Origin of the sequence: Pseudomonas viridiflava (genome assembly GCF_900602065.1) — a bacterium.
GTDB lineage: Bacteria > Pseudomonadota > Gammaproteobacteria > Pseudomonadales > Pseudomonadaceae > Aquipseudomonas.
In genome coordinates this window covers 82,314-104,613 of sequence record NZ_UWFN01000043.1, presented here as the reverse complement: position 1 = coordinate 104,613, position 22,300 = coordinate 82,314, and the positions used below count along the sequence as shown (strand labels likewise).

Below are 22,300 nucleotides of genomic sequence, written 5' to 3'. Positions count from 1 at the left end.
CTCCGCCGTCCCCGTCGAACAATGCAAGCGCTCAAGCTGAAATGCATCTTCTGTCGGAGCTGCCGAAGGCTGCGAAGCGCACGACCTGATACACCGCGATCGCAGCCTTCGGCAGCTCCTACAGATCCATTGTTTTCCGCGAGCAACGCGGTGTCATGGAAATAGAGACCTGGGCCAGGCCCTGTAAAAACGGTAAACAGGCATCAGGATTGAGCCATCCGTTCCAATTGGAAATATCGGCTCAGTTGTAAGTTTAATGAAACACCCACCTTGTTTATCAAGGCTTGCAGGCCCGGGAAAGTTTCTGACGCCAGCGCCATGACGATATAACCGGAGCTGTTTAATTTTATTGAGGTGGCGAAATGAATATTCCGTTTCATAGTGCGCTCAACCCCGGCAGGAGTGCACAGACATGGCCAGAATTCAGGGAAGAGTTCAACACACTACTCCCCAAACTTTCACCCCGTTAGTTGTCGATCTCGACGGCACGTTACTGCGATCCGACTTATTGATGGAAACAGCGATGACATTCATTCGAAGTCATCCGCTGCAGATATTCAAACTGTTCGGATGGTTATTGAAAGGCAAAGCCGCCCTTAAAGAAGGGCTGGCGCTCAATACCCAGATTGACGTGACGGTGCTGCCGTATGACCCGCAAGTGATCGAGCTGATTGAGGCCGAGCGGGCCAACGGACGGATGATCGTACTGGCCACCGCCAGTCACGACAGCCTGGCCAAGCGCATCGCCGAACACTTGCAGCTCTTCGATCTGGTGGTAGCGTCCAATGCAGACCGTAACCTGTCTGCCCACAAGAAGCGTGACCTGCTGGTGGGGCATTACGGACAGAACGGCTTCGATTACCTTGGCAACTCGATGGATGACCTGCCCATCTGGGATGCGGCCCGCGAGGCGATAGTCGTCAACCCGCTGTCCGGGGTGGAGAAAAAAGCCAAGGCCCAGGGCAACGTAAAAAACGTCATTCACTCCAATACCTCCAGCCTGCGTGACTGGCGCAAAGCGTTACGCATGCACCAGTGGATGAAGAACGCACTGATCTTCGTCCCGTTGCTCGCCGCACATCAATTTGGCAGAGCAGACCTGCTGCTCAACGGCGTATTGGCCTTTCTGTTCTTTGGCTTGTGCGCTTCCAGCGTCTACGTACTGAACGACCTGCTGGACCTTGCTGACGACCGCCATCATCAGACCAAACGCAAGCGCCCCTTCGCCAGCGGCAAGCTATCGATCAAGGCCGGGCTAATGGTCGTGCCGCTGTTATTGATCGCAGCATTCGGGGGGGCCGCGTTGCTGCTGCCCTGGCAATTCTCTGCCGTGCTGGCGGCCTATTACGGGTTGACCCTCGCGTACTCCTTGAGCCTGAAACGCCAGATGGTGCTGGACGTGATCGTCCTGGCGATGCTCTACACCGCCCGGATTCTGGCAGGTGCGGCCGCATTCAGTTTGCCCCTGACCTTCTGGATTCTGGCTTTCTCGATGTTCATGTTCCTCAGTCTGGCGCTGGTCAAACGCTACGCCGAACTGCGTGAGGCCCGGGCCAAGGACCTCATGGACAAGGCTCGTGGTCGCGGTTACTACCCCGGCGACCTGGACATGATCGCAGCGCTCGGCGCCTCATCCGGACACCTGGCGGTGATGGTTCTGGCGTTGTACATCCACGAAGGCTCGACCGTGGCGATGTACGGCCATCCTCATGTGATCTGGCTGGCCTGCCCGCTCCTGCTGTTCTGGATCACCCGTGTGTGGATGCTCACCCATCGCGGCCTGATGAACGATGACCCGGTGGTGTTCGCGATACGCGACCGCATGAGCCAGGTGATCGGTGCCCTCTTCGTTCTGGTTTTCTGGATTGCAGCATGACTGAACCCTTGTATTCCTGGGGCAGATACCCCCGCACCGCGCAACACGGACATACCTGTCCATGGATAGACGGCCTGACTGATCACCTGCACAACGTCATCGACCAGCATCAGACCAGCCTGCCCTACGGTAACGGCCGCAGCTATGGCGACAGTTGTCTGGCCACCAGTGATCAGGTGCTGCACATGCGAGCGCTGGACCGCTTTATCCGGGCTGACTGGAGCACCGGAACCATCCGTGTGGAAGCCGGCGTGACCCTCGCGGAAATTCTGGCGGCGGCGATCCCCCGCGGCTGGTTTTTACCGGTGACGCCAGGTACCCAGTTCGCCACCGTTGGCGGTGCCATTGCCAATGACGTGCATGGCAAAAACCATCACCTGCGAGGCACGTTCGGTAATCACGTTTTGCGTTTTGGCCTGCTGCGTCACGGCGAAACGGCGCGAATCTGTTCGCCGATGGAAAACACCAGACTGTTCAGCGCCAGTATTGGCGGCCTGGGCCTGACCGGCGTTATCAATTGGGCCGACCTGCAACTGATGCCGGTACGCTCCAGCCAGATCGACAGTACCGTGGTGCGCTTCGCCAATCTTGCCGAGTTTTTCAGCCTGTCCGCCGAACTCGACCATCAACACGAGTACAGCGTCGCCTGGGTCGATTGCCTGGCCAAAGGTGCCGACACCGGGCGCGGTGTGTTCATCGTCGGTGACCATGCCCGTTATGGTTCCCTTGAGGTCGAGCGCAGCAGCCGCCTGAAAATGCCGGTCACTCCACCCGTGTCGCTGATCAACAACCTGTCGTTGCGCGCGTTCAATTCGCTGTACTGGCGCGCCCATCCGGGCAGGCGCACAGCCCGGCGCAGCGCCTACGCGCCCTTCTTCTATCCGCTGGATCGCATCCTGCACTGGAACCGCATCTACGGCCGCCAAGGGTTTCAGCAATACCAGTGCGTGATTTCCGATGCGAACGCCGAAGAGGCGATGGCTGAGCTGCTTGGGGTCATCGCTGCGTCCGGGCAGGGTTCATTCCTGGCCGTGCTCAAGCGTTGCGGCGATATCGCCTCGCCCGGCCTGCTGTCGTTTCCCCTACCCGGCACCTCGCTGGCGCTGGACTTCCCCAACAGCAGCGATTTAAGACACGTCTTGTTCCCACGTCTGGATGCGATTGTCCGGGCCGCGGGCGGTCGTCTGTACCCGGCCAAAGACGCGCACATGAGCGGCAGCGACTTCCGTCAGGCGTATCCCGCCTGGGAACGCCTCGAAGCACTGCGCGATCCCTCCCTGATGTCCCGCTTCTGGCAACGAGTGATTTTATGAAACGAGGCACCTTATGAAACGAGTGTTAATCATCGGCGCGACCTCGGCCATTGCCACTGCCTGTGCTCGATTGTGGGCCAGTGAAGGCAGCGACTTTTTCCTGGTCGCGCGAAATGCCGACAAGCTTGAACAGACAGCGGCCGATCTCAAGGGCCGTGGCGCCAAAGCCGTTACCCTGCACGAAATGGACGCCACGGACATTGCCTCCCACCCGGCCATGTTGGAGAGCTGCCTGCTGGCACTCGGGCAGATCGATGTTGCACTGATTGCCCATGGCACCCTGCCCGATCAGAAGGTCTGCGAGCAGAACGTGAGCGTCGCCCTGCAGGAATTTGCCAACAACGGCACTTCGGTCATCGCCTTGTTGACCCTGTTGGCCAATCAGTTCGAAACCCAGCGATGTGGCAGCCTGGCCGTTATTTCTTCAGTCGCGGGCGATCGCGGCAGGCCGTCCAATTATCTGTATGGCTCAGCCAAGGCTGCCGTTTCGACGTTCAGCGAAGGCTTGCAGGCACGGCTTTTCAAAGTCGGCGTGCATGTCCTGACGATCAAGCCCGGTTTCGTTGATACGCCGATGACTCAGGGTCTGGCACTCCCGGCAGCGTTGTTGGCACAGCCTCAGCAAGTGGCTGAACGGATCGTCGCCGGCATCGCTCGCAAGGCGCCAACTCTCTATACCCCCGGCTTCTGGGCGTTGATCATGCTGATCATCCGCTCCATTCCACAGCCAGTGTTCAAGAGGCTGAACCTATGAACGAAACGCTGTTGCTGTCGGGCTGGCGGTATCGTGCCGTGGTGCTTTCGGTCGTGTGTTCTGCGCTGGGTTATCTGGGCTTTTCCCTGTGGGGCGGCTGGGAAGCCGTCAGCAAGGCGGTGGGTGAAGTCGGATTGCTCGGCATCGCTATCGCACTGGCGATGTCGGCGGCCAATTACGGGCTGCGTTTCTTGCGCTGGCAGACGTACCTGAACGTACTCGGTCATCCTGTGCCATGGCAGCCCAGTCTGAAAATCTATCTGGCGGGTTTTGCCCTCACCACCACACCAGGCAAGGCCGGTGAAGCCTTGAGGGGCGTGTTGCTCAAGCGCTGGGGCGTGCCGTATCCGCAGAGCTTCGCGGCGTTTTTCAGCGAGCGTCTGTCAGACCTGTTTGCCGTGGTCCTGCTGACCCTGTTCGGCCTGTCGCTGTACCCGGCGTCACGCCCGATGATCGTGGTCGGTGTGGCGCTGGTGTGCATCGGCTTGCTGGTGCTTTCGCAACGGCGTCTGCTGGAACGCATCGCAGCGGCAATCCCGGCCGGGGGCGGAAAACTGTTGAGCCTGGGTCGTCATCTGCTTGAGGTTTTGCTGGCAGCCCAGCGCTGTCATCGCCTGAGTCTGTTACTGGGCGTGACCTCGCTCAGCGTTGTCGCCTGGAGCGCTGAAGCCTTGGCGTTCCACTGGATCCTGAACTGGATGGGGGCCGACATCGAGCTGACCTTTGCCGTGTTTGTCTATGCGTTGGCGATGCTGGCCGGGGCAATCAGCTTCATGCCGGGTGGGCTGGGAGGTGCCGAAGCGGTGATGGTCGGCCTGCTGGTATGGAAAGGCATGTCCAGCGCCGATGCGATTGCCGCCACGGTGCTGATCCGCCTCGCGACCCTGTGGTTTGCCGTGGCGATTGGCGCGGTGATGCTAATGCAACTCAAGGGCGGCGACGCGCAGGATCGAACCGTGATTGAACAATCAGCAACGGATTAATTCACCGTACAGGAGTCACGCGATGGTCCAGGGAAGTCACCGTCATTCGTCAAATGCAGTTGCCTTGCTTTTGCTCTGTGCCGCAATCGTTACCAGCTTCATTGCTTCCAGTGGCCCGATTCAATGGATGGACAACGGCGTATTTCTCGCCGAGGCGTCCCAAGGGCATTACTTCAGCCGATCCCTCGGCCCGCTGGATCACCCGTTGTATCAATTCATCAACACCCTGGTCTTTGACCTGTTCGGCCCTCAGGTGCTGAGTTTGCTCAACTCCATCTTGCTGTTGCCGCTGGCGTGGATCATCTATTCGCTGGCGATGAATGTCGGTACGAGTCAGCGCCAGGCATTGCTTGCAGCGGCTGCAACGATCCTCGCTCACGGGGTGTTCTGGGTGTCGACCAAGGCCGAGGTCTACATCCTGAATTCACTGTTCGTGCTGCTGGCGTATCAGATCCATCTGGATCAGAAGCCACGCTTCGGTGAGGTCGGCAAACTACTGGTCATCGGCCTGCTAACAGGGCTGGGCGCTGCGATTCACCAGTTGACATTCGTTGTCCTGCTGCCGCTTTACCTGCAACTGTTGTATCAGCACAAACTGCGCACAGTGCTGACCATTCCGGGCTTCGCTCTGGGGTTTTCGGTGGCCTTCCCGGCGATTGCCCATGACCTGCAATCCGGCATGAGCCTCATCGACATCGCCCACCGCTACCTGACCGGCTCATCGCTACAGGCCGAGACGCCCAACTGGGAAGGCAGCCTGCTGCGCTTCGATGACATGTGGCATGAAAAGAATTCGGTTTTCATTTTGCTACTCTCACTGATCGGTCCGCAGGTGCTCGGGCTGGTTCTGTTTCCTAGGGACAATCGCTTGCGCCTGCTGTGGTGTGCCGCGGCGCTGAATTTTGTGTTTGCCGTGTCTTACAACGTCACCGACCGCTTCACGTTTTTTCTGCCTGGAGTGGCACTGCTGTGCATCCTGGGCGTCATCAGCCTAGGTCGATTGCTGCCACCCAGTCGTAGCGGCCAGTCGGTGCTCAACCTGTCGGTGCTCAGCTCGCCGGTTGCAATTCTGCTGGTTTACTCGCTGTACGCGGCGGGTGTTATTCGTTTGCCGGTACACAGTGAGTCGTTGCCGTTTCGCGACGACATTCACTACTTTATGGCTCCGTATCTGCCTGATCGCTCGGCCGAACAGTTTGTGCGTGTCTATGAAAAGACCGCACCGCCAGGCTCGCTGATCATCGCCGACTGGACCCCGATGGGCGCTCTGCGCTCGGCTCAGGCCAGCGGTGCATTACCGGGCCGGACGCTGGAAATGTGCGAGGAAGTGAATGACATCAAGGTGTTCCTCACCGGTCCCGGCGCGTTTCTGACACGCACCAGCTACTGCACAATGATTAGCGAACGCTTCGTGCTGGAGAATGCCGTGGTGGGGTATGCGTTGCAGAGTCGGTGAGCACATAACTACTGAATTGGAATGCGCCTTACCTATGGAGGCTGGGCTTGCCCCGATGACAGTCACCCTGGTGTCCGCGGCAAACACGGGACCTGTAGGAGCTGCCGAAGGCTGCGATCACGGTGTGTCAGGAAAAATGCTTCGCAGCCTTCGGCAGCTCCTACAGAACATGCATTTCAATCCAGTAGTTTGCATGTTGTTTGATAGGAGGAGCGCTTGCTCGCGATGAACAATAATGCGGTATTTCATAGAGTCCCAGACCAAGCTCGGCTTCTACAAAAACCGCATCTACATCACCCCGTCAAGGCTGCCATAACGTTTTCTCGCCATCGAGCTTACGGTCCAGAAAGCTCGCCGCGCTGATCAATGCCAGATGACTCAGCGCCTGAGGCGTGTTGCCCAGATGGTGTCCGTAGCTGTCGAACTCTTCAGCGTAAAGCCCCAGAGGATTGGCATAGCGCAACAGTTGCTCGAACTCCAGATGGGCTTGCTCGACCCGTCCCGCACGCGCAAGGCATTCGACGTACCAGAACGAACAGGCGGTAAACGCCCCCTCTTCACCGGCCAGACCGTCGTGATGATCATCATCGTTACGATAGCGATAGACCATGCCATCACGAACCAGTGTGGCCTCGATGGCGTCCAGCGTCGCCAGCCAGCGCGGATCACTGGCACCGACAAAACGCACCAGAGGCATCAGCAGCATTGAGGCATCGAGGTTGCGACTGCCTTTGTGCTGCACAAAATGCCCCAGATCTTCATTCCAGAAGTTCTTCCAGATGTCGTCGTGGATGGCCTGGCGCTCCTTGTCCCAGCGGTCGAATGGCGCAGGCAACGAACGCTTGAAAGCAAGACGCAATGCACGGTCCAGCGCTACCCAGCACATCAGCCGGGAATGCAGAAAGTGCTTGTCATCACCACGCATTTCCCAGATGCCGACATCCTTGTCGCGCCAATGCTCGCAGACGTAATCCACTTGCCGGGTTGCGTGCTGCCAGCCCTCATAGGAAATCGCCTCGCCGTATTTGTTGGCAAGGTACACGGCGTCCATCAACTCGCCGTAAATATCCAGCTGGACCTGTTTGTACGCCTCGTTGCCGATACGCACCGGCAACGCGCCGCCATAACCCGTAAAGTGATCGAGGTGCTCTTCGGGCAGTTCTTCACGGCCATCGAGGCTGTAGAGGATCCCGAGTTGACTGGAGTCTTCGCAACAGTCGCCGAGACGTCCACGCACCCAGCGCATGAAGCTGTTGGCCTCTTCGGTATACCCCAGGCGCATGAACGCATAAATCGTGAACGAGGCATCGCGGATCCAGCTGTAACGGTAATCCCAGTTGCGCTCCCCGCCGGGCGTTTCCGGCAGGCCGAAGGTCGCCGCCGCGACAATCCCACCGTGCTTGCGTGAGGTCAGCAACTTGAGGGCAAGCGCCGAACGGTTGACCATCTCCTGCCAGCGACCGCGGTATTCCGACTGTTTGCTCCAGCGCTTCCAGAACGCCAGGGTGTCGACAAAATATTGCTGGCATTGCCCGGCGTTGACCTGCGGATCATCGATACCGCCAAGAATGAACTCCACGAACTCACCTTTTTTCAGGACGAATTCGGCAGTCGCGGCCTGCTCATTCACCTGCAACGGCACATTCGCCGAGAGGCGCATGCCCGGTTGACCATTCGCCTCAAAGCACACATCGTCGCCGCCCAGCCTGACGGTGGTGTCTGCCCGGCTGTAATCCAGTCGCACCCGGCACTGCATGCGTATCGTCGCACTGCCATAACGCACCTGCACGCGGCGCACTATCCGCGGCAAATCATCCTCGCTGTCGCCAACCGGCATCAGATCAGTGATTTCGACCACTGCGTCTTCATCGATCCAGCGGGTTTGCAGGACGTTGGTATCGGGCAGATAAAGCTGCTGACGCCGGGCGTTGGGCAAGTCCGGCGCGAGCTTGAAGATGCCAGCCTTGTTGGTGTCCAGCAGCGCACTGAAGATTGACGGGCTGTCGAAGTCGGGCCAGCAGCAGAAATCAATGCTCCCGGTATCCGCCACCAGTGCTGCGCTGCGCATGTCACCGATGATGCCGTGGTTCTCGATAGAGTTTTGCGGTTCTTCCGGGAAATCAGCCATTGTCTCGAAACTCCGGATAGAGGCTCATGCCGCCGTCAATAAACAGCGTGGTGCCGTGTACATAATCGGACAAGTCCGAGGCCAGCCATACCACTGCATTGGCCACATCCTCGGCATCGCCGACCCGACCGTAAGGGATCAGTTTCAAGAGTTCAGCCTCTTTGTCGCCCGCCATGGCCTCTTCGTTGATTGCCGTACGAATCGCGCCCGGCGCAATGCTGTTGACGCGGATGCGCTGCTCGCCCATTTCCTGAGCAATGCTGCGCATCAGCAGGTCGATACCCCCTTTGGACGCGGCGTAATTGGCATGTCCCGCCCAAGGGATCAATTGGTGCACGGAGCTCATGTGAATGATCTTGCCCATGGCCCGTGAGATGTCAGGACGCATACCTTGGCGAATGAACTGACGCAGCGCGGAACGTGCACAAAGGAATTGTCCGGTCAGGTTGACGTCGATGACCTTGTTCCAGTCGGCGAGGCTCATGTCGACGATAGAGGCATCTTTTTGCAGCCCTGAATTGGCCACAAGAATGTCCAGATGACCAAAGTGTTCGAGTGTCTTGACGAACAGGTGCTCGACTTCTTCTTCCTTGGACACGTCGGCCCCGATCGCGACCGCCCTGCCGCCTGAGGCGATGATTTGCTCGGCCAGTTTTTCGGCAGGTTCGGCCTGGGAGTTGTAGTTGATGACGACTGCAGCCCCCGCCGCTGCCAATGCTTTTGCAGCCCCTGCGCCGAGGCCGGAGCTGGCCCCTGTAACCAATGCGACTTGGTGTTCCAGTGAGATATGCATGGATTCGAGCCCTCTAGGTCAGCATGTAAAGCTGACCGACAGGGTTCTGTCGAAGTTCAGTGCGGTAATGGGTGTGCAGTTGTAAAGAGCTGTTTCTGTGAGGGCTGCGCGGGTGAACCTGTCCGTTGCTTCGGTAATGGACACGTACGCCAATTCATCAGACTAAAGCCCTACCCCGCATAGATGCTCTGCAGCAAAGCATCATGCTCCCCAGCCTCGTGCATCACCATACTCGGCAACAGCGCCTGAGCCGACCTGGCGAGTTCATCCACCAGCGCCACCGACACATCAGAAAGCGGACTGGCAAAAGCAGATATCAAACCAAAGAAAAACGGAATATTGCACTCGATCGGCCGCACCACTACACCGCTGACAGGCACACCCAACGCCGTGAACGGATCCACCAGTGCAACCCCCAACCCGACGCGGGCCATCTGCATCGCAACCAGGGAAGTATTCGTGTCGAGCATATGTGGCGTCTTGCCGCCCGCGTCCTGAAACGCCTTGTCGATGCGACGCCGGAAACGAAACGGATTAGACATGGTGATCAATGGATGCGCAGCCAGAACATCCATAGGCAGCACATCGTAATGAGCCAACTCCGAATCAGCTGGCAGAACAGCCACACACGGCGACTCTCCGATCCAGTGGATGTCCAGACCACGATGCTCAAGCGGCAAGCTCACCGCCCCCAGATCCATGGTCTTGGAAAGTACCGCCTGGACTACATTTTCCGGAGACATGCTGTGCAACTGGATATGCTGCGGCTGCAGCGCCTGTGGCAACCGGGACAAGGCCAGCGGAAGCAAGCCCGCAGCCAGCGCCGGAATTGCCACCAGCTTGATCTGACGGTTCTCGTCCTGAGCAATATGCTGGGCACGCTGGCGGATATTGCGTATGCCCAACAGGGCACTTTCTACCTCGGCGTACATCATGAAAGCCTTCTGGGTAGGCGTGACCTTGGGTCCGCTGCGCTCGAAAAGCGCAAAACCGAGCTCCTGCTCAAGCTCCTGAATGACCCGGGTCACCGAGGGTTGTGAACGACCGAGCATTTTGCCTGCTGCTGTAACACTGCCAGCCGACATGACCGCCGCGAACGCTTCCAGTTGCCGCAAATCCATACACACGCCTTGTTATGAACGATGAAGATCAGATACCGCCCGACGCTAACCCACACCGGGAAGCGGCCAAGCCTAACCTATCGAACACAACCCGCCTACTTGGCGGTAATAGAGGCTAGCGGTTGCACGGACGCATTCTGGCGGAAAACTTACTGTTCCAGTGCCGCATTCATCCAAAACAAAATGCCCTCTGAGCATGCTCGGAGGGCACATTAAAACAACTTACCGGTTCGCACTTCTTATGAGTGCTCTTAAAATAGAATAACCACTAGTGGATACACCTGCCCTTCAGTGGGAGCTAACTCATTCGCGAAACGGACCGTATAGTCACTGCATATCTATCGTTGTCCCGGCCGTCTTCGCGAATGAATTCGCTCCCACTGAAAATGGCCGCGAGTTCACATCAATACGAGCCTTCTGCAACCCGAACGCCTGGCTGACGATCAGCCTGCCCCCACGCATCGCGCAGCGTTTGCAGGACATCGCTCATGAACTGCTTGTCGGCCGCAGCCTTCTTGCCCACCCAGCCGTGACCACGACGGTACATCGACAACCGGGCGCGCATGTTCGGGTGGCGATTAACAAACTCTTCTTCAGGCACGCCTGACGCAAGAGGGTCAATGCGCACCTCGCCTTCTTCACACACCCACAATATATGGTTATCGAGGCTGTCTTTACGCGCAGCAAACAGCTCGGAAAGTTCATCAATCGTTGGTTGGTTATTCAAGTTCATGTGTAACTCCTTGACCGCTCGTCATCTGATTAATTAGTCAGCTCAAACACATCATCAAATCGGCCAATGGGTTCATGTCGCTGCAGATAAACGAAACACGACGTCCGTTCATACACCTGCAGATCGGCCCTTGACTAGATGTATGTAGCCTTGATGAAAAGCTGCTACAAGGCAGCGTCACAACGAGAAGAGAGTTAGCGAATATCCGAGACCAACAGCGACTCTGACAGCAGTCAACCACAAGCCTCATGAGGACGTATCGCCAGCACCTTCACGTCAAATAACGCTCATGCCAGGTCAGCTTCATCAATCTGCCTTGTGGGCAGCACACATCCGGGAACATCACGACGGCTCGTCGTGCATGTCAAGAACACCCTTTCCAGTACTCCCGATCAGGGAGACAACTGCATAATGCAAGTCGAAACGGCATGCGTCAATGGTTATGTAGTGATTATTTTGGAGCACTACATATTTCTGATTCTGACCGACCGGTCACCGAAACGTGGCGGTCTGTCAGGCTTCGCGGGGATTTGTCTCAAGCATCAAGTCGACTTTCTCGAGCAATGCACCTAGCTTGAAGGGTTTGATGATCATGTCCATGCCCTGCCCCAGAAAGCTCTGCCGGTTCACGGCATTCTCTGCGTACCCGGTCATGAACAACACCGGCAGGCAAGGTCGCCAGGCTCTGGCCCGATCTGCCAACTCGCGGCCGTTCATATGTGGCAAACCGACATCTGTGAGCAGCAGGTCTATCGATGGATCGTTTTCCAGTATCGAGAGCGCCGTAGCAACGTCCGATGCCTGGGTGCAGCGGTAACCTGTATCGATCAATAACTCGTTGACGAACATTCGCACCGAAGCAGTGTCTTCCACGATGAGGATGTGTTGCCCCGCGCCCTCTCGTGGCGCGGCAGCGGGTGGCAGCTCGACCGGCACAGAGTCGATTCCGGCAGGCAGCATCAGGGTGACTTCCGTTCCATGACCTGCAACGCTACGGATCACTACATCGCCCCGCGACTGCCGGGCAAACCCGTAAATCGTCGAGAGCCCCAGCCCCGTGCCTTCACCAATAGGTTTGGTGGTGAAGAATGGGTCGAATACTTTATCGATGACGCTGTGTTCGATACCAACCCCGTCGTCTTTAACGGATAGCGCGAGGTACGGACCGTCCGCCAGCCTGGCGTCACCCTTGGAATGTGCAGCGAAAGTGGTCACACGGATCGTGCCGCCCTTAGGCAATGCGTCGCGGGCATTGATGACCAGGTTCAGCAAAGCACTTTCCAGCTGGCTGGAATCCACCAGCGCGATGGCCGACTGAGAAGTAAGGTCCAGCGTCAGCGCGATGCGTTTGCCGATGGTGCGCCGCAGCAAGTCTTCCAGTGATCGAATGTGTTGGTTGATATCGATCGGCCGGGCGTCCAGCGGTTGCTGACGGGCAAACGCCAGCAGGCGGTGGGTCAACGCAGCAGCGCTTGAGGCCGAAGCCAGCGCTGCTTCGGCGTAGCGCATGATTTTCTCGGGACGGTTTTCCTGAGTACGCTTCTTGATCAACTCGATCCCGGTAATGATTCCGGTCAGCAAATTGTTGAAGTCGTGGGCGATGCCGCCGGTCAGCTTGCCAATCGCATCCATTTTTTGCGCCTGAAGCAACTGCGCCTCAGTGCGCGCCCGTTCGGCCACCTCGTGGGCAAGCCGGGTGTTGACGTTGTCGAGTTGCTTGAGGTGTGACTGCTCACGCTGCCGGTGCTCTGTCACGTCCTCGATGAACACCAGGCTCAACTGCGGCGTGCGATAAGGCGATATCTGCCACTCGGTCTCACGCAGTTCGCCTCTGACCAGCATGCGCAGTGTGCCTTGCCAGCGTTCGCCCGCCAGCAAGCCGGCGCGCAGTTCCTGAATAATCTCATCCTGGCCGTCAGCCAGGGAGCCGAGCATTGTTTGCTGAGCGACGCTTTGCTGAATCAGCAGTGCGAAGGCGTGGTTGCACTCATGAACCTTGAGCTGCGCGTCCATAACGGCAATGGGCGCAGAGATGTTGACGAAGATTTCCCGGAAACGCGCCTCACTTTCGCGCAAGGCGTATTCGGTGTCTCTTACCCGCAGCAAGGTGCGCAATGTAGCCAACAGCACATCCGGGTCTACCGGGTGCACCAGATAGGCATCAGCGCCCGCCTCTAGCCCGGTAACAATGTCCGCGGTCTGAATGGACGCAGCAGACACATGCACTACCGGCAGCAACGCGGTACGCGGCTCCGCACGCAACAAACGAACGATGTCGAAGCCACTCATATCCGGCAGGTTTACATCAAGAATCAGCGCATCGGGCACCTGCGCAGCGATCTGCTCCAGCCCTTCGGTACCCGTGCCGGCCTCCGAGACGATAAAGTCGTGGCGCTCCATGCGCCGACGCAACGCGTAACGTGTGGCCGCGTTGTCATCGACGATCAGTAACCGCAGCTCACGCTTCATCGGGGTGCCCTGCAGCAATGGCCAGCGGAATGATGACGAAGAATGTCGACCCCAGGCCCGGCTCGCTCTCAAGCCCTACCCGCCCGCCAAGCAACTCTGCGAAACGTTTGCACAGCGACAAGCCCAGGCCCGTACCACGAAGCCGTTTCTGCAAAGGCGAATCGATCTGGGAGAAGTCTTCGAAAAGCGCGCCATGCATTTCCTGAGGGATGCCTACACCGGTATCACTTACCGCGAAGCGTATTTCGTTCTCGCTTTCCAGGCGGGCGGACACCCGCACCTCGCCACGCTGAGTAAACTTGAGGGAGTTGGAAATGAAGTTGCGCAGGATCTGCGCAAGCTTTTTGTCGTCGGTGTACAGGCGCGGCAAGCCCACCGGTTCTTCGAAAATGAGGTCAACGGAAGAGGCATTTACAATAGGTCGGAACATCCCGCGCAACGCCGAGAACAAGTCGAACATGTCAAACCAGGCTGGGGAGATAGAGATGCGCCCGGCTTCAATCTTGGCCAGGTCCAGCAAGTCATCGACCATATCGCTCAGCTCGCGCGCCGCACCACTGACGAATCCGACTTGTTTGTGCTGCTCTTCACTCAGCGGCCCGTCGATTTCGTCCTTGAGCAAACTGGTAATACTCAGGATCGAGCCCAAGGGGGTACGGAACTCATGACTCATGTACGAAAGGAAGCGGCTCTTCAAATCAGAGGCCTGACGCAGTTCATCAGCCTGATTGTCCAACTCGGCGTACAGTGCCAGCACACCCTGATTGGTTTCTTCAAGCTCGGCACGCAAGGCCTCCGCCTCCGCGCGCAGTTGCTGCAGCTCAAGGGACTGATCGGTAACAGTCGAATCAGGCATTGAACGCCTCCAGGGTAATGGCCAAAACGGTGACGTCATCGCGACCGCGGCAATAATCGCGGTGCAGCACAGCAGCGATAATCGCAGGATGACGATAGATCAGACCCGGATAATCACGCAGGTTCCAACGAGATTGCAGGCCGTCGCTGAACATCACCAGCAACTGTCCTGTCGCCTGCAAATGCTCGAACGCCTGCGCCTTTCTGAACTGCAGCCCGACGATCCCCGGATGCGATACCAGCCCACGGGTTTTATCATCGTCAATCAGGGTTGCGCCGATATTGCCGATCCCCACAGAACGCAGCCCACCGCTGCCAGCGTCGAATTGAACGACTGCTGCCGCACCGCCACGCGTGCCCTTCATGGCGTGGTGCATATCGTCAAAAATCTGCTCGGCCGAATCGAAAGGCCGCCGCTGAAACTCCACCTCGCCCGCACGGGCGGCGATTTCCGCGTCCTCGCCATGACCCAGACCATCAATGACCAACACGCTGATCCGCGGCCCGTCTATCGCCAGCGACCAGACATCACCGCAGGCCGGATCATCATGCAGCGAATGCTGGCTGATACCGACGCGCAGATCCCGGACCTTGTCTTTGCGGGGATAAAACCGGGTCAGAACCACTGCGCCACGGGCATCGGCATGAACATCAAAGACGTCAGCCTGGCGCTCCATTGCGCCCAGGCCGATACCTTGCGTGCCACCGGTCGAGAAACCGTCGCGCAGACAGTCATGCAGGTCAAAACCCGGGCCGCGGTCCACGGCAATAATTTCGAGACCCGACAGCGCAGGCGAATCGAACACCCGCAGGTGTAACTCACCACGACCTGCATGTTTGAGGATGTTACTGGCCAGTTCCGTGGCCACCAACGCGACGCGTCCGGCATCCACCTCATCGAACGCAAGTGCTTGCGCCAATTGCTGAGCGGTTCGTCTGGCGTGCCCTACCTGGCTGCTGTCTTCGATCAACAAAACCTGCGTCAGGGTGCTGCGCAGATTCAAGTCCATCGGGTAATCGTTATTCGGGTACCGGCACCGGGCGCGGTGTCCAGTTCAAACTCTTCCACCAGACGTTTTGCGCCCGTCAAACCAAGCCCCATGCCGTTGCCGGAAGTCCAGCCATCAGTCATTGCCAGTTTCAGATCAGGGATGCCCGGGCCTTCGTCGCGGAAGGTAATCCGCAAACCGGTGCGCAGGCCATCTTCGATAATCTGCCAGTCCATGTCGCCGCCGCCACCGTAGACCATGGTGTTACGGGCCAACTCACTGACGGCGGTGACCATCTTGGTCAGATCGATCAAGCGCATGCCGCATTCCTGAGCCAGCTTGCGCGCGGTCTGGCGCGCAAGTACGACATCCTGTTCGATCAGCACAGGTTGCGTGCCGCTGCTACGCACGGTCATTGCGCGTGTACTCGCTCTTGTAGCAGTTTCATCCCGCGCTCCACGTTCAACGCGGTGCTCACACCCGGTAAGGTCATGCCCAGTTCGACCAGCGTGATCGCCACAGCAGGTTGCATACCCACCAGTACGGTCTCGGCATCCATGATCCGCGACAAGCCGGAAATGGTGCCGATCATGCGCCCGACGAAAGAATCGACGATGTCCAGCGCGGAGATATCGATCAAGACACCCCGTGCAGAGGTTTTGCTGATGCGCTCGGACAGGTCGTCCTGCAGGGTCAGCGCAAGCTGATCGTGCATGTCGACCTGAATAGTGACGAGCAGATAAGCACCCATCTGCAGAATAGGAATACGTTCCATGGACTTATACCGCCTTGGTGACGGTCAGCCCCAGGCGCTTCAGCGACAGAGCCAGCGCATCGGCGAGGTTAGCCTTGGTCACGACGCCCTGCAGGTCCAGCCCCAGATGCACAATGGTCTGTGCGATTTGCGGACGAACGCCACTGATGATGCAGTCGGCGCCCATCAAACGGATAGCGGTTACGGTTTTCAGCAGATGCTGGGCGACCAGCGTGTCAACGGTTGGCACCCCGGTGATGTCGATGATCGCGATTTCCGAACCGGTATCGACGATGCGCTGCAACAAAGACTCCATGACCACCTGAGTACGCTGCGAATCCAGGGTGCCGATCATTGGCAAAGCCAGTACGCCGTCCCAGAGTTTGACGACCGGAGTCGACAGCTCCAGCAACTCTTCTTGCTGACGCTTGATCACGCTCTCACGCGACTTCTGGAATGTGCGGATAGTGTGCATGGCCAGCGCGTCAAGCAACTCGGACAGCTCCAGCAACTGTTCGGCATAAGTCGCCGGATCAGCCTGATATTCGCGCTGCAGCAAAGCAAACAAAGGCCCTTTGAAGGAAAAAATAAAGCTGGCGGTCTGCTGTGAGTCCTGACCAAGCAGGGCGCGGCTTTGAGAAAGCTTTTCGAGGAACTGGCGAATTTCATCCCAGTCACTGCCTGACAGTGATTGATGACGCCCCTTCTCTGCCACAGAAACAACCAGGTGGAAGAAATCTGCCATCTGTTGTTTCAGGTCATCGTCCTTGATATTGCGAGTGGCACCGATTGCTTCCAGCGCTGCAACCCATGCGGCTGTCAGCTCTGACTGGGACTTCTTGATCGCTTCAACGGTCTGCTGTTGCACTGCTGCCATGTTGTTTGAACTCCTGGCTGATGCCGGCAAACCTGATCACTCAGGCATGCGATATAAATATGAAAAAAGGGGGCGAGGCTCGCTATGCGGCGATTCTCTACCATTCACCTTGAAATGCAAGCGACTGCTACTGGCACATTGCTTATTGTTTTTCGTCAAGCTGTATAGACGCCGATTTGCTCGAAGAAACCAATCGAAATGGGGGTTTTATGGCGTCAAAAACATCCATTCGGGGGCGATGGCTATGCCTGAGCCTCATCCCACCTCGCCAAATACGTCGACAATCTGATCAATCACCGCCCTGACCCGCGCGGTGTGTCTTAGATCCTCATGAGTCACCAGCCAGACATCATAAGTCTCTTGCCGTTGCCGGTCAGGCCACAACCGGGTCAGCCCGTCGCGCTCACCCAGGCACACCGGAATTTCGCCGATGCCGATCCCGGCAGCGATTGAACGTCTCATCATCAAGCCGGTATTCACCGTTGCAACCAGACGCCCATGGGTAACCGGCTCAGAAACGATAGTCGGTTCACGGCCACTTTCCAGATAGGGCTGAAACATGATCAGGTCGTGCCCGGCAAAGGCAGCACCTTGTTCGGGCGAACCCCGACGCTGCGCATATTGCTCCGAAGCGAACAGCCCTACTGGCCAGCGGGCAATACAGCGGGCAATCAGGTCAGGGTTTTCCGGCTTGACGTTTCTGATCGCAATGTCGGCTTCGCGTCTGGACAGGCTGAGCATTTGAATCGAAGCATCAAGCCGGACTTTCACGTCAGGGTGCTGCAGATGCAGGTTGGCGATAGCGGGAATCAGAAAGTCGATGGCCAGCGAGTCGGTAGAAGTGATGCGTACCTCTCCTTTCAGTCGATCATCAAGCCCCTGAACCTGACGCTGAAGCTCCAGTGCCGAACGCTCCATTTTTTCCGCCGAGCGAAACACCGCCTCCCCCGCGACGGTGAGCACATAGCCTTCCGAGGTCCGTAAAAACACTGTGGTGCCCAGGGCTTTCTCCAGCGCCGCAATTCTGCGCCCGACAGTGGCCTGATCCACATTCAGCACGCGCGCCGCGCCGCGCAACGTGGACTTCCTGCACACAGCCAGAAAAATTCGCGTGTCGTCCCAGTTCAAGAACCACCTCAATGATGCATTTATGCATCTTACACAAGAGAATTAACTGCAAGATTGCATCAATCATCGCCGTTACTATGGATTCAGCCAAGCACTTCGCAGTGCTCACTTTGATTTCCAGAATTCATGGGAAAGGACATTCCACCATGCACACCACCACTGACACCCTTGCACCCCGGGGCAATAGCGTCTGGCTGCATATCCTCGCGGGCCTTAGCGCCAGCCTGGTCAGCATTGGCCTGGCGCGATTCGCCTATACGCCGTTGATTCCTTCGTTAATTCACGCCCAGTGGTTCTCTGCGTCGGATGTGATTTATCTGAGCGCAGCCAACCTGATCGGTTATCTGATCGGCGCGCTGACGGGCCGCCCTATTGCTGCTCGACTGTCCAACGGGCATTCGCTGCGACTGATGATGCTGATTGCCACCGCGTCGTTCTTTGCGTGCGCTTACCCGCTGTCCCTCGCCTGGTTTTTCAGCTGGCGCTTGTTGTCCGGTATCGCCGGCGGCGCAATCATGGTGGTGGTGGTGGCCGCAACGGTGATTCCTCACGTGCCCGTCGCTCGCCGAGGGTTGGCCAGCGGCGCAATCTTTATCGGTGTCGGCCTGGGCATCGCCGGTTCCGGCACGCTGGTACCGTTCCTCTTGTCCTTGGGCTTGCGCGATGCCTGGATTGGCCTGGGCCTGGTTTCCCTCGCACTGACCGCAATCAGTTGGTTCGGCTGGCCATCGGCAAGTGCTACCGCAGCAGCGTCGGCCTCAAGCCCGGAGCCCCATCAATCGCAGCACAGCCGCATGGATCCAGGGATCTACCTGTTGTTCGGCCAATACGCGCTGATGGCCATCGGTCTGGTGCCAGCCATGGTATTTCTGGTGGATTACGTGACGCGGGGGCTTGGTCTTACTGCACATGCCGGTGCAGTGATCTGGGTCATGTACGGCGTCGGGGCTATTCTGGGGCCCGTGGTCTATGGCTTTCTGGCGGACCGTCTGGGCGCGCGCACTTCAATTCGTGTGGTCTTGGCAGTACAGGCAGTGGCTGTCGCGCTGTTGTGCAGCACCAGCAGTTTTGCCCTGCTCGCGCTGTTGGCTGTGATCATTGGCTCGTTCCCGCCCGGCATCGTGCCACTGGCGCTGGGCCGGATCCACGAGCTGGTACCTCGCCACGACCAGCAGCAAGTGGCCTGGAGCCGTGCGACAGTGTCCTTTGCGACGTTTCAGGCGCTGGGCGGTTATGGGTATTCAGTGATTTTCAACGCCAACGACGGCCACCACGTCATGCTCTTTGTGATCGCCGCATCGGCTATTGCGGTGGCTTTGGTGGCTGATTTTGTTGCGGCGTTGATTGCCAAGAGGTAATCGGCTTTTTATCAGCTTCACATTTATCAGATTGGAATGCGTTTTTGGGAGCGGTGCTTGCCCGCGATAGGGTTTGCAGATCATCGCGGGCAAGCACCGCGCTCACAGGTTTTGCGCAATCCGTAAAACCGGCGGCCGGCGCGCCTGCGTCTACAGGTAATCGCATTTCAGCCCACGTCAAAACGCCTTGATCACCTGCCGCTGCTGCCCAAGCCCTTCAACACCCAGTGTCACCACATCCCCGGGTTTGAGAAACAGCGGCTCAGGTTTATGGCCCAACCCAACTCCGGCGGGGGTACCGGTGCAGATCAGGTCGCCGGGTTCCAGTTCGATGAACTGCGACACATAACTCACGACAGTCGCCACATCGAAAATCTGGTTAGCCGTGTTGCCATCCTGATGGCGTGTGCCGTTAACGTCCAGCCACAACGCCAGCTTGCCGGAATCAGCCACTTCATCCGCGGTCACCAGCCAAGGGCCAACAGGCGCAAAGCCGGGGAAGCTCTTGCCTTTGGTCCACTGCCCGCCCCGTTCCATCTGGTAACTGCGCTCTGAAAAGTCATTCACCACGCAATAACCGGCGATGTGCTTCAAGGCGTCAGCTTTGTCGATGTACAGGCCCTGAGTACCGATGACGATCCCCAGTTCGACTTCCCAGTCGGCCTTCACCGAGCCGATCGGCAAGCGAATATCGTCGTTGGCACCGGAGGGATGGCACGCCTTGAGGAACATCACCGGCTCTGCAGGGATCGGCAAATTGGTTTCAGCGGCGTGGTCGGTGTAATTGAGCCCGATGCAGATCACCCGCCCGCCTTTACTGACGGGTGGGCCAACCCGCACATCGGCAGCAACCAACGGCAAGGACGCGCTATCGACAGCGCTCAACCGCGACAGGCTTTCGCTGGAAAGTGCAGCGCCGTCGATATCATCGAGGTGAGCAGAGAGGTCACGAATATCACCGTTGGAGTCGATCAGACCCGGCTTTTCAGCACCCGGCAAACCATAACGAACCAGCTTCATAGGGGTATTCCTTGTCAGTAGATAGGCGCAGCACACTGTAATCTCAAGGCGTCAATGGCTGGGCACTGCTGGCGATGGCGGGCCTGCGCACCAGGACCACCAGCAAAATCGCAAACAGGCTCAACAATGCGAGTGCTGCACAGCCTACATCAATCGCCAGATCCAGGCCCCAGCGCGTCGCAGCCCTGCCCAGCGACATCGCCACCACGCCCTGCATCAGATACGCCACCAGAAACAACGCAGACAACGTGCCTGCCCGATGATGAGCCGGTGCATGGGCGTTGATCAGATTCAGACCGCCCATGAACAGCAGGCTGTAGCCAACACCACTGCTGGCGCTCGATAACAGGAAGACCGCCAGTGCATGGTCAGAAGTTGCGAGGATCAGCAACAGCATGCCCATGCAGGCGAATGCACCGCCAATGATGATCGCGACATGGGCAGACAAGCGCCGCGCGACAATGCCGGTCGCACCAGTGACAATCGCAAACACCGAAATGGCTGCGCCGTTGACCAATGCATTGCTGGACCCGATCAGGTCGTGGGCAATCTGCGACCCCAGAGAGAGCATGGTCGCCCCCAGCGAATAACCACTGAGCACCGCGGTGACTGCCACCAGAAACACCCTGCGCAGCGGTTTATGGATGCTCGGCAAGCGCGGTTTCCAGGCCTGCCTGCTTTCTGCGCGTGTATGCCGGGGCAGGAACCAGGTACCGAACAGCGTCGCAATCAACACCAGCACTAACAGCAGGAAACTCGAGCGGGTCGGCAGCGGCGCGTACTGAATCAACGCGCCACTGAGGATCAACGCAGCGGCCAGCCCCAATGCCTGCGCTGCGGTGGTAATCGAACCGGCCTGTTTAGCCTGCCCCGGCGCACTGAACTCCACCACTGCGGCGGCTGAAGGCCCGGCAGACAGCCCGATGCCGATCCCCATGAACGCCCGCCCGATCAGTAGCCAGGTCACGTCGGGAGCCACAGCGAATAGCAACACGCCCAGCAATGATGACCCTAACCCCAGCAGCATCGCGGCCCGCCGTCCGATGTAATCAGACAGATCACCGAGCACAATCAGTGTCGCCACCACAGCGATAGGGAACACTGCGAAGATCAGCGTCGTGACGGTCGGTGTCAGCGACCATTCCCGGGCATACAGCGGGTAAGTCATGGCAGGCGCGGCACTGGTCCACAACGTGTGCATGACCACCGCTGCAGCCACCCAGAAAGAACCCCGGCGACCCAGCGTGTAATGTCGAAAATTCATGGGGCAGCCTCAATGATCAATGCGTTCATCAGACGCCAGGGAGCATTGAGAGGGATTGTTCCGCTGTGCTTATAAGTCAGCGCAAATCCGGTAGGAGCGATTTCATTCGCGAAGAGGCCAGTACAGCCGACAAACCTGCATCGTCACAAACACCGCCCTCCCGGCTGAGGCCGGTCCTACGTCCATCGGCTCAAATCCCTGTGGGAGCCGAGCTTGCTCGCGATAAGGCACATGCGATCTAACAAGAATCGCGTCCAGCCTTATCGCGAGCAAGCTCTGCTCCCACAACTGGCTTTAGCCGAAGAGGTCCGAACAGTCCCTACATCTTTATCGTCAGTAATGCCTCCTTCCCGGCTGAAGCCGGTCTCACGCTGTGAACTGTGGAGACCGCATTTACTGCACAAAAAAAAGGCGCCCCACCGAGGTGGG

At 58.2% G+C, this 22,300-nt stretch carries 19 protein-coding genes; 6 read left to right on the top strand and 13 right to left on the bottom strand.

The features are described 5' to 3' along the window. Nucleotides 1-412 precede the first annotated feature (412 nt). The 5 genes from EE949_RS00650 to EE949_RS00630 are packed head-to-tail and all read left to right on the top strand — an operon-like array spanning nt 413 to nt 6,382. Complete coding sequence (locus EE949_RS00650; protein ID WP_122662029.1) at nt 413-1,876, top strand: UbiA family prenyltransferase; 1,464 nt, start codon at nt 413-415, stop codon at nt 1,874-1,876. Then, the gene (locus tag EE949_RS00645; RefSeq protein WP_122662027.1) at nt 1,873-3,189 is read left to right on the top strand and encodes an FAD-binding oxidoreductase; all 1,317 of its coding nucleotides are present in this window, start codon (nt 1,873-1,875) and stop codon (nt 3,187-3,189) included. The genes EE949_RS00650 and EE949_RS00645 overlap by 4 nt, the downstream gene beginning before the upstream one ends. Before the next feature lie 13 nt (nt 3,190-3,202). Next, on the top strand, nt 3,203-3,943 hold the full coding sequence (locus EE949_RS00640; protein ID WP_122662025.1) for an SDR family oxidoreductase: 741 nt from the start codon (nt 3,203-3,205) through the stop codon (nt 3,941-3,943). Next, the gene (locus tag EE949_RS00635; RefSeq protein ID WP_122662023.1) at nt 3,940-4,926 is read left to right on the top strand and encodes a lysylphosphatidylglycerol synthase transmembrane domain-containing protein; all 987 of its coding nucleotides are present in this window, start codon (nt 3,940-3,942) and stop codon (nt 4,924-4,926) included. The genes EE949_RS00640 and EE949_RS00635 overlap by 4 nt, the downstream gene beginning before the upstream one ends. A gap of 22 nt (nt 4,927-4,948) precedes the next feature. Further along, complete coding sequence (locus EE949_RS00630) at nt 4,949-6,382, top strand: glycosyltransferase family 39 protein (protein ID WP_122662021.1); 1,434 nt, start codon at nt 4,949-4,951, stop codon at nt 6,380-6,382. A 301-nt stretch (nt 6,383-6,683) separates the two neighbouring features. Here the strand turns inward: EE949_RS00630 and EE949_RS00625 are convergent, their stop codons facing one another. From EE949_RS00625 to EE949_RS00575, 11 genes are all read right to left on the bottom strand, one after another. Beyond that, a complete protein-coding gene (locus EE949_RS00625; protein ID WP_122662020.1) occupies nt 6,684-8,510 on the bottom strand; it encodes a glycoside hydrolase family 15 protein in 1,827 nt (608 codons plus the stop codon). Next, complete coding sequence (locus tag EE949_RS00620) at nt 8,503-9,303, bottom strand: glucose 1-dehydrogenase (RefSeq protein WP_122662018.1); 801 nt, start codon at nt 9,301-9,303, stop codon at nt 8,503-8,505. The genes EE949_RS00625 and EE949_RS00620 overlap by 8 nt, the downstream gene beginning before the upstream one ends. A gap of 170 nt (nt 9,304-9,473) precedes the next feature. After that, nucleotides 9,474-10,424 carry a LysR family transcriptional regulator gene (locus EE949_RS00615; protein ID WP_122662016.1) on the bottom strand — a complete coding sequence of 317 codons (951 nt, stop codon included), beginning with the start codon at nt 10,422-10,424 and terminating at the stop codon, nt 9,474-9,476. A 403-nt stretch (nt 10,425-10,827) separates the two neighbouring features. Beyond that, nucleotides 10,828-11,157 carry a hypothetical protein gene (locus EE949_RS00610; protein ID WP_122662014.1) on the bottom strand — a complete coding sequence of 110 codons (330 nt, stop codon included), beginning with the start codon at nt 11,155-11,157 and terminating at the stop codon, nt 10,828-10,830. Nucleotides 11,158-11,670: 513 nt separating this feature from the next. Then, a complete protein-coding gene (locus EE949_RS00605) occupies nt 11,671-13,626 on the bottom strand; it encodes a response regulator (RefSeq protein ID WP_122662012.1) in 1,956 nt (651 codons plus the stop codon). After that, the gene (locus tag EE949_RS00600; RefSeq protein WP_122662011.1) at nt 13,616-14,482 is read right to left on the bottom strand and encodes a sensor histidine kinase; all 867 of its coding nucleotides are present in this window, start codon (nt 14,480-14,482) and stop codon (nt 13,616-13,618) included. Before EE949_RS00600 ends, EE949_RS00605 begins: the two co-directional genes overlap by 11 nt. Further along, complete coding sequence (locus EE949_RS00595; RefSeq protein ID WP_205505108.1) at nt 14,475-15,491, bottom strand: anti-sigma regulatory factor; 1,017 nt, start codon at nt 15,489-15,491, stop codon at nt 14,475-14,477. The genes EE949_RS00600 and EE949_RS00595 overlap by 8 nt, the downstream gene beginning before the upstream one ends. Beyond that, nucleotides 15,482-15,886 carry an anti-sigma regulatory factor gene (locus EE949_RS00590; protein WP_122662009.1) on the bottom strand — a complete coding sequence of 135 codons (405 nt, stop codon included), beginning with the start codon at nt 15,884-15,886 and terminating at the stop codon, nt 15,482-15,484. The genes EE949_RS00595 and EE949_RS00590 overlap by 10 nt, the downstream gene beginning before the upstream one ends. Continuing rightward, nucleotides 15,883-16,245, bottom strand: coding sequence for an STAS domain-containing protein (locus EE949_RS00585; protein WP_122662007.1), 363 nt, complete (start codon nt 16,243-16,245; stop codon nt 15,883-15,885). Before EE949_RS00585 ends, EE949_RS00590 begins: the two co-directional genes overlap by 4 nt. Nucleotides 16,246-16,249: 4 nt before the next feature. Next, nucleotides 16,250-17,101, bottom strand: coding sequence for an STAS domain-containing protein (locus tag EE949_RS00580; RefSeq protein ID WP_122662005.1), 852 nt, complete (start codon nt 17,099-17,101; stop codon nt 16,250-16,252). Between the two features lie 255 nt (nt 17,102-17,356). Next, a complete protein-coding gene (locus tag EE949_RS00575) occupies nt 17,357-18,229 on the bottom strand; it encodes a LysR family transcriptional regulator (RefSeq protein WP_122662003.1) in 873 nt (290 codons plus the stop codon). Between the two features lie 146 nt (nt 18,230-18,375). Between EE949_RS00575 and EE949_RS00570 the strand changes: the two genes are divergently transcribed. Further along, the gene (locus EE949_RS00570) at nt 18,376-19,587 is read left to right on the top strand and encodes a YbfB/YjiJ family MFS transporter (RefSeq protein ID WP_122662001.1); all 1,212 of its coding nucleotides are present in this window, start codon (nt 18,376-18,378) and stop codon (nt 19,585-19,587) included. A gap of 177 nt (nt 19,588-19,764) precedes the next feature. Here EE949_RS00570 and EE949_RS00565 read toward each other — a convergent pair whose 3' ends face one another. Beyond that, complete coding sequence (locus EE949_RS00565; RefSeq protein WP_122661999.1) at nt 19,765-20,607, bottom strand: fumarylacetoacetate hydrolase family protein; 843 nt, start codon at nt 20,605-20,607, stop codon at nt 19,765-19,767. 43 nt (nt 20,608-20,650) lie between these two features. Continuing rightward, nucleotides 20,651-21,871: an MFS transporter gene (locus EE949_RS00560; RefSeq protein WP_122661997.1), complete on the bottom strand. Its 1,221-nt coding sequence runs from the start codon at nt 21,869-21,871 to the stop codon at nt 20,651-20,653. Between the last annotated feature and the right edge of the window lie 429 nt (nt 21,872-22,300).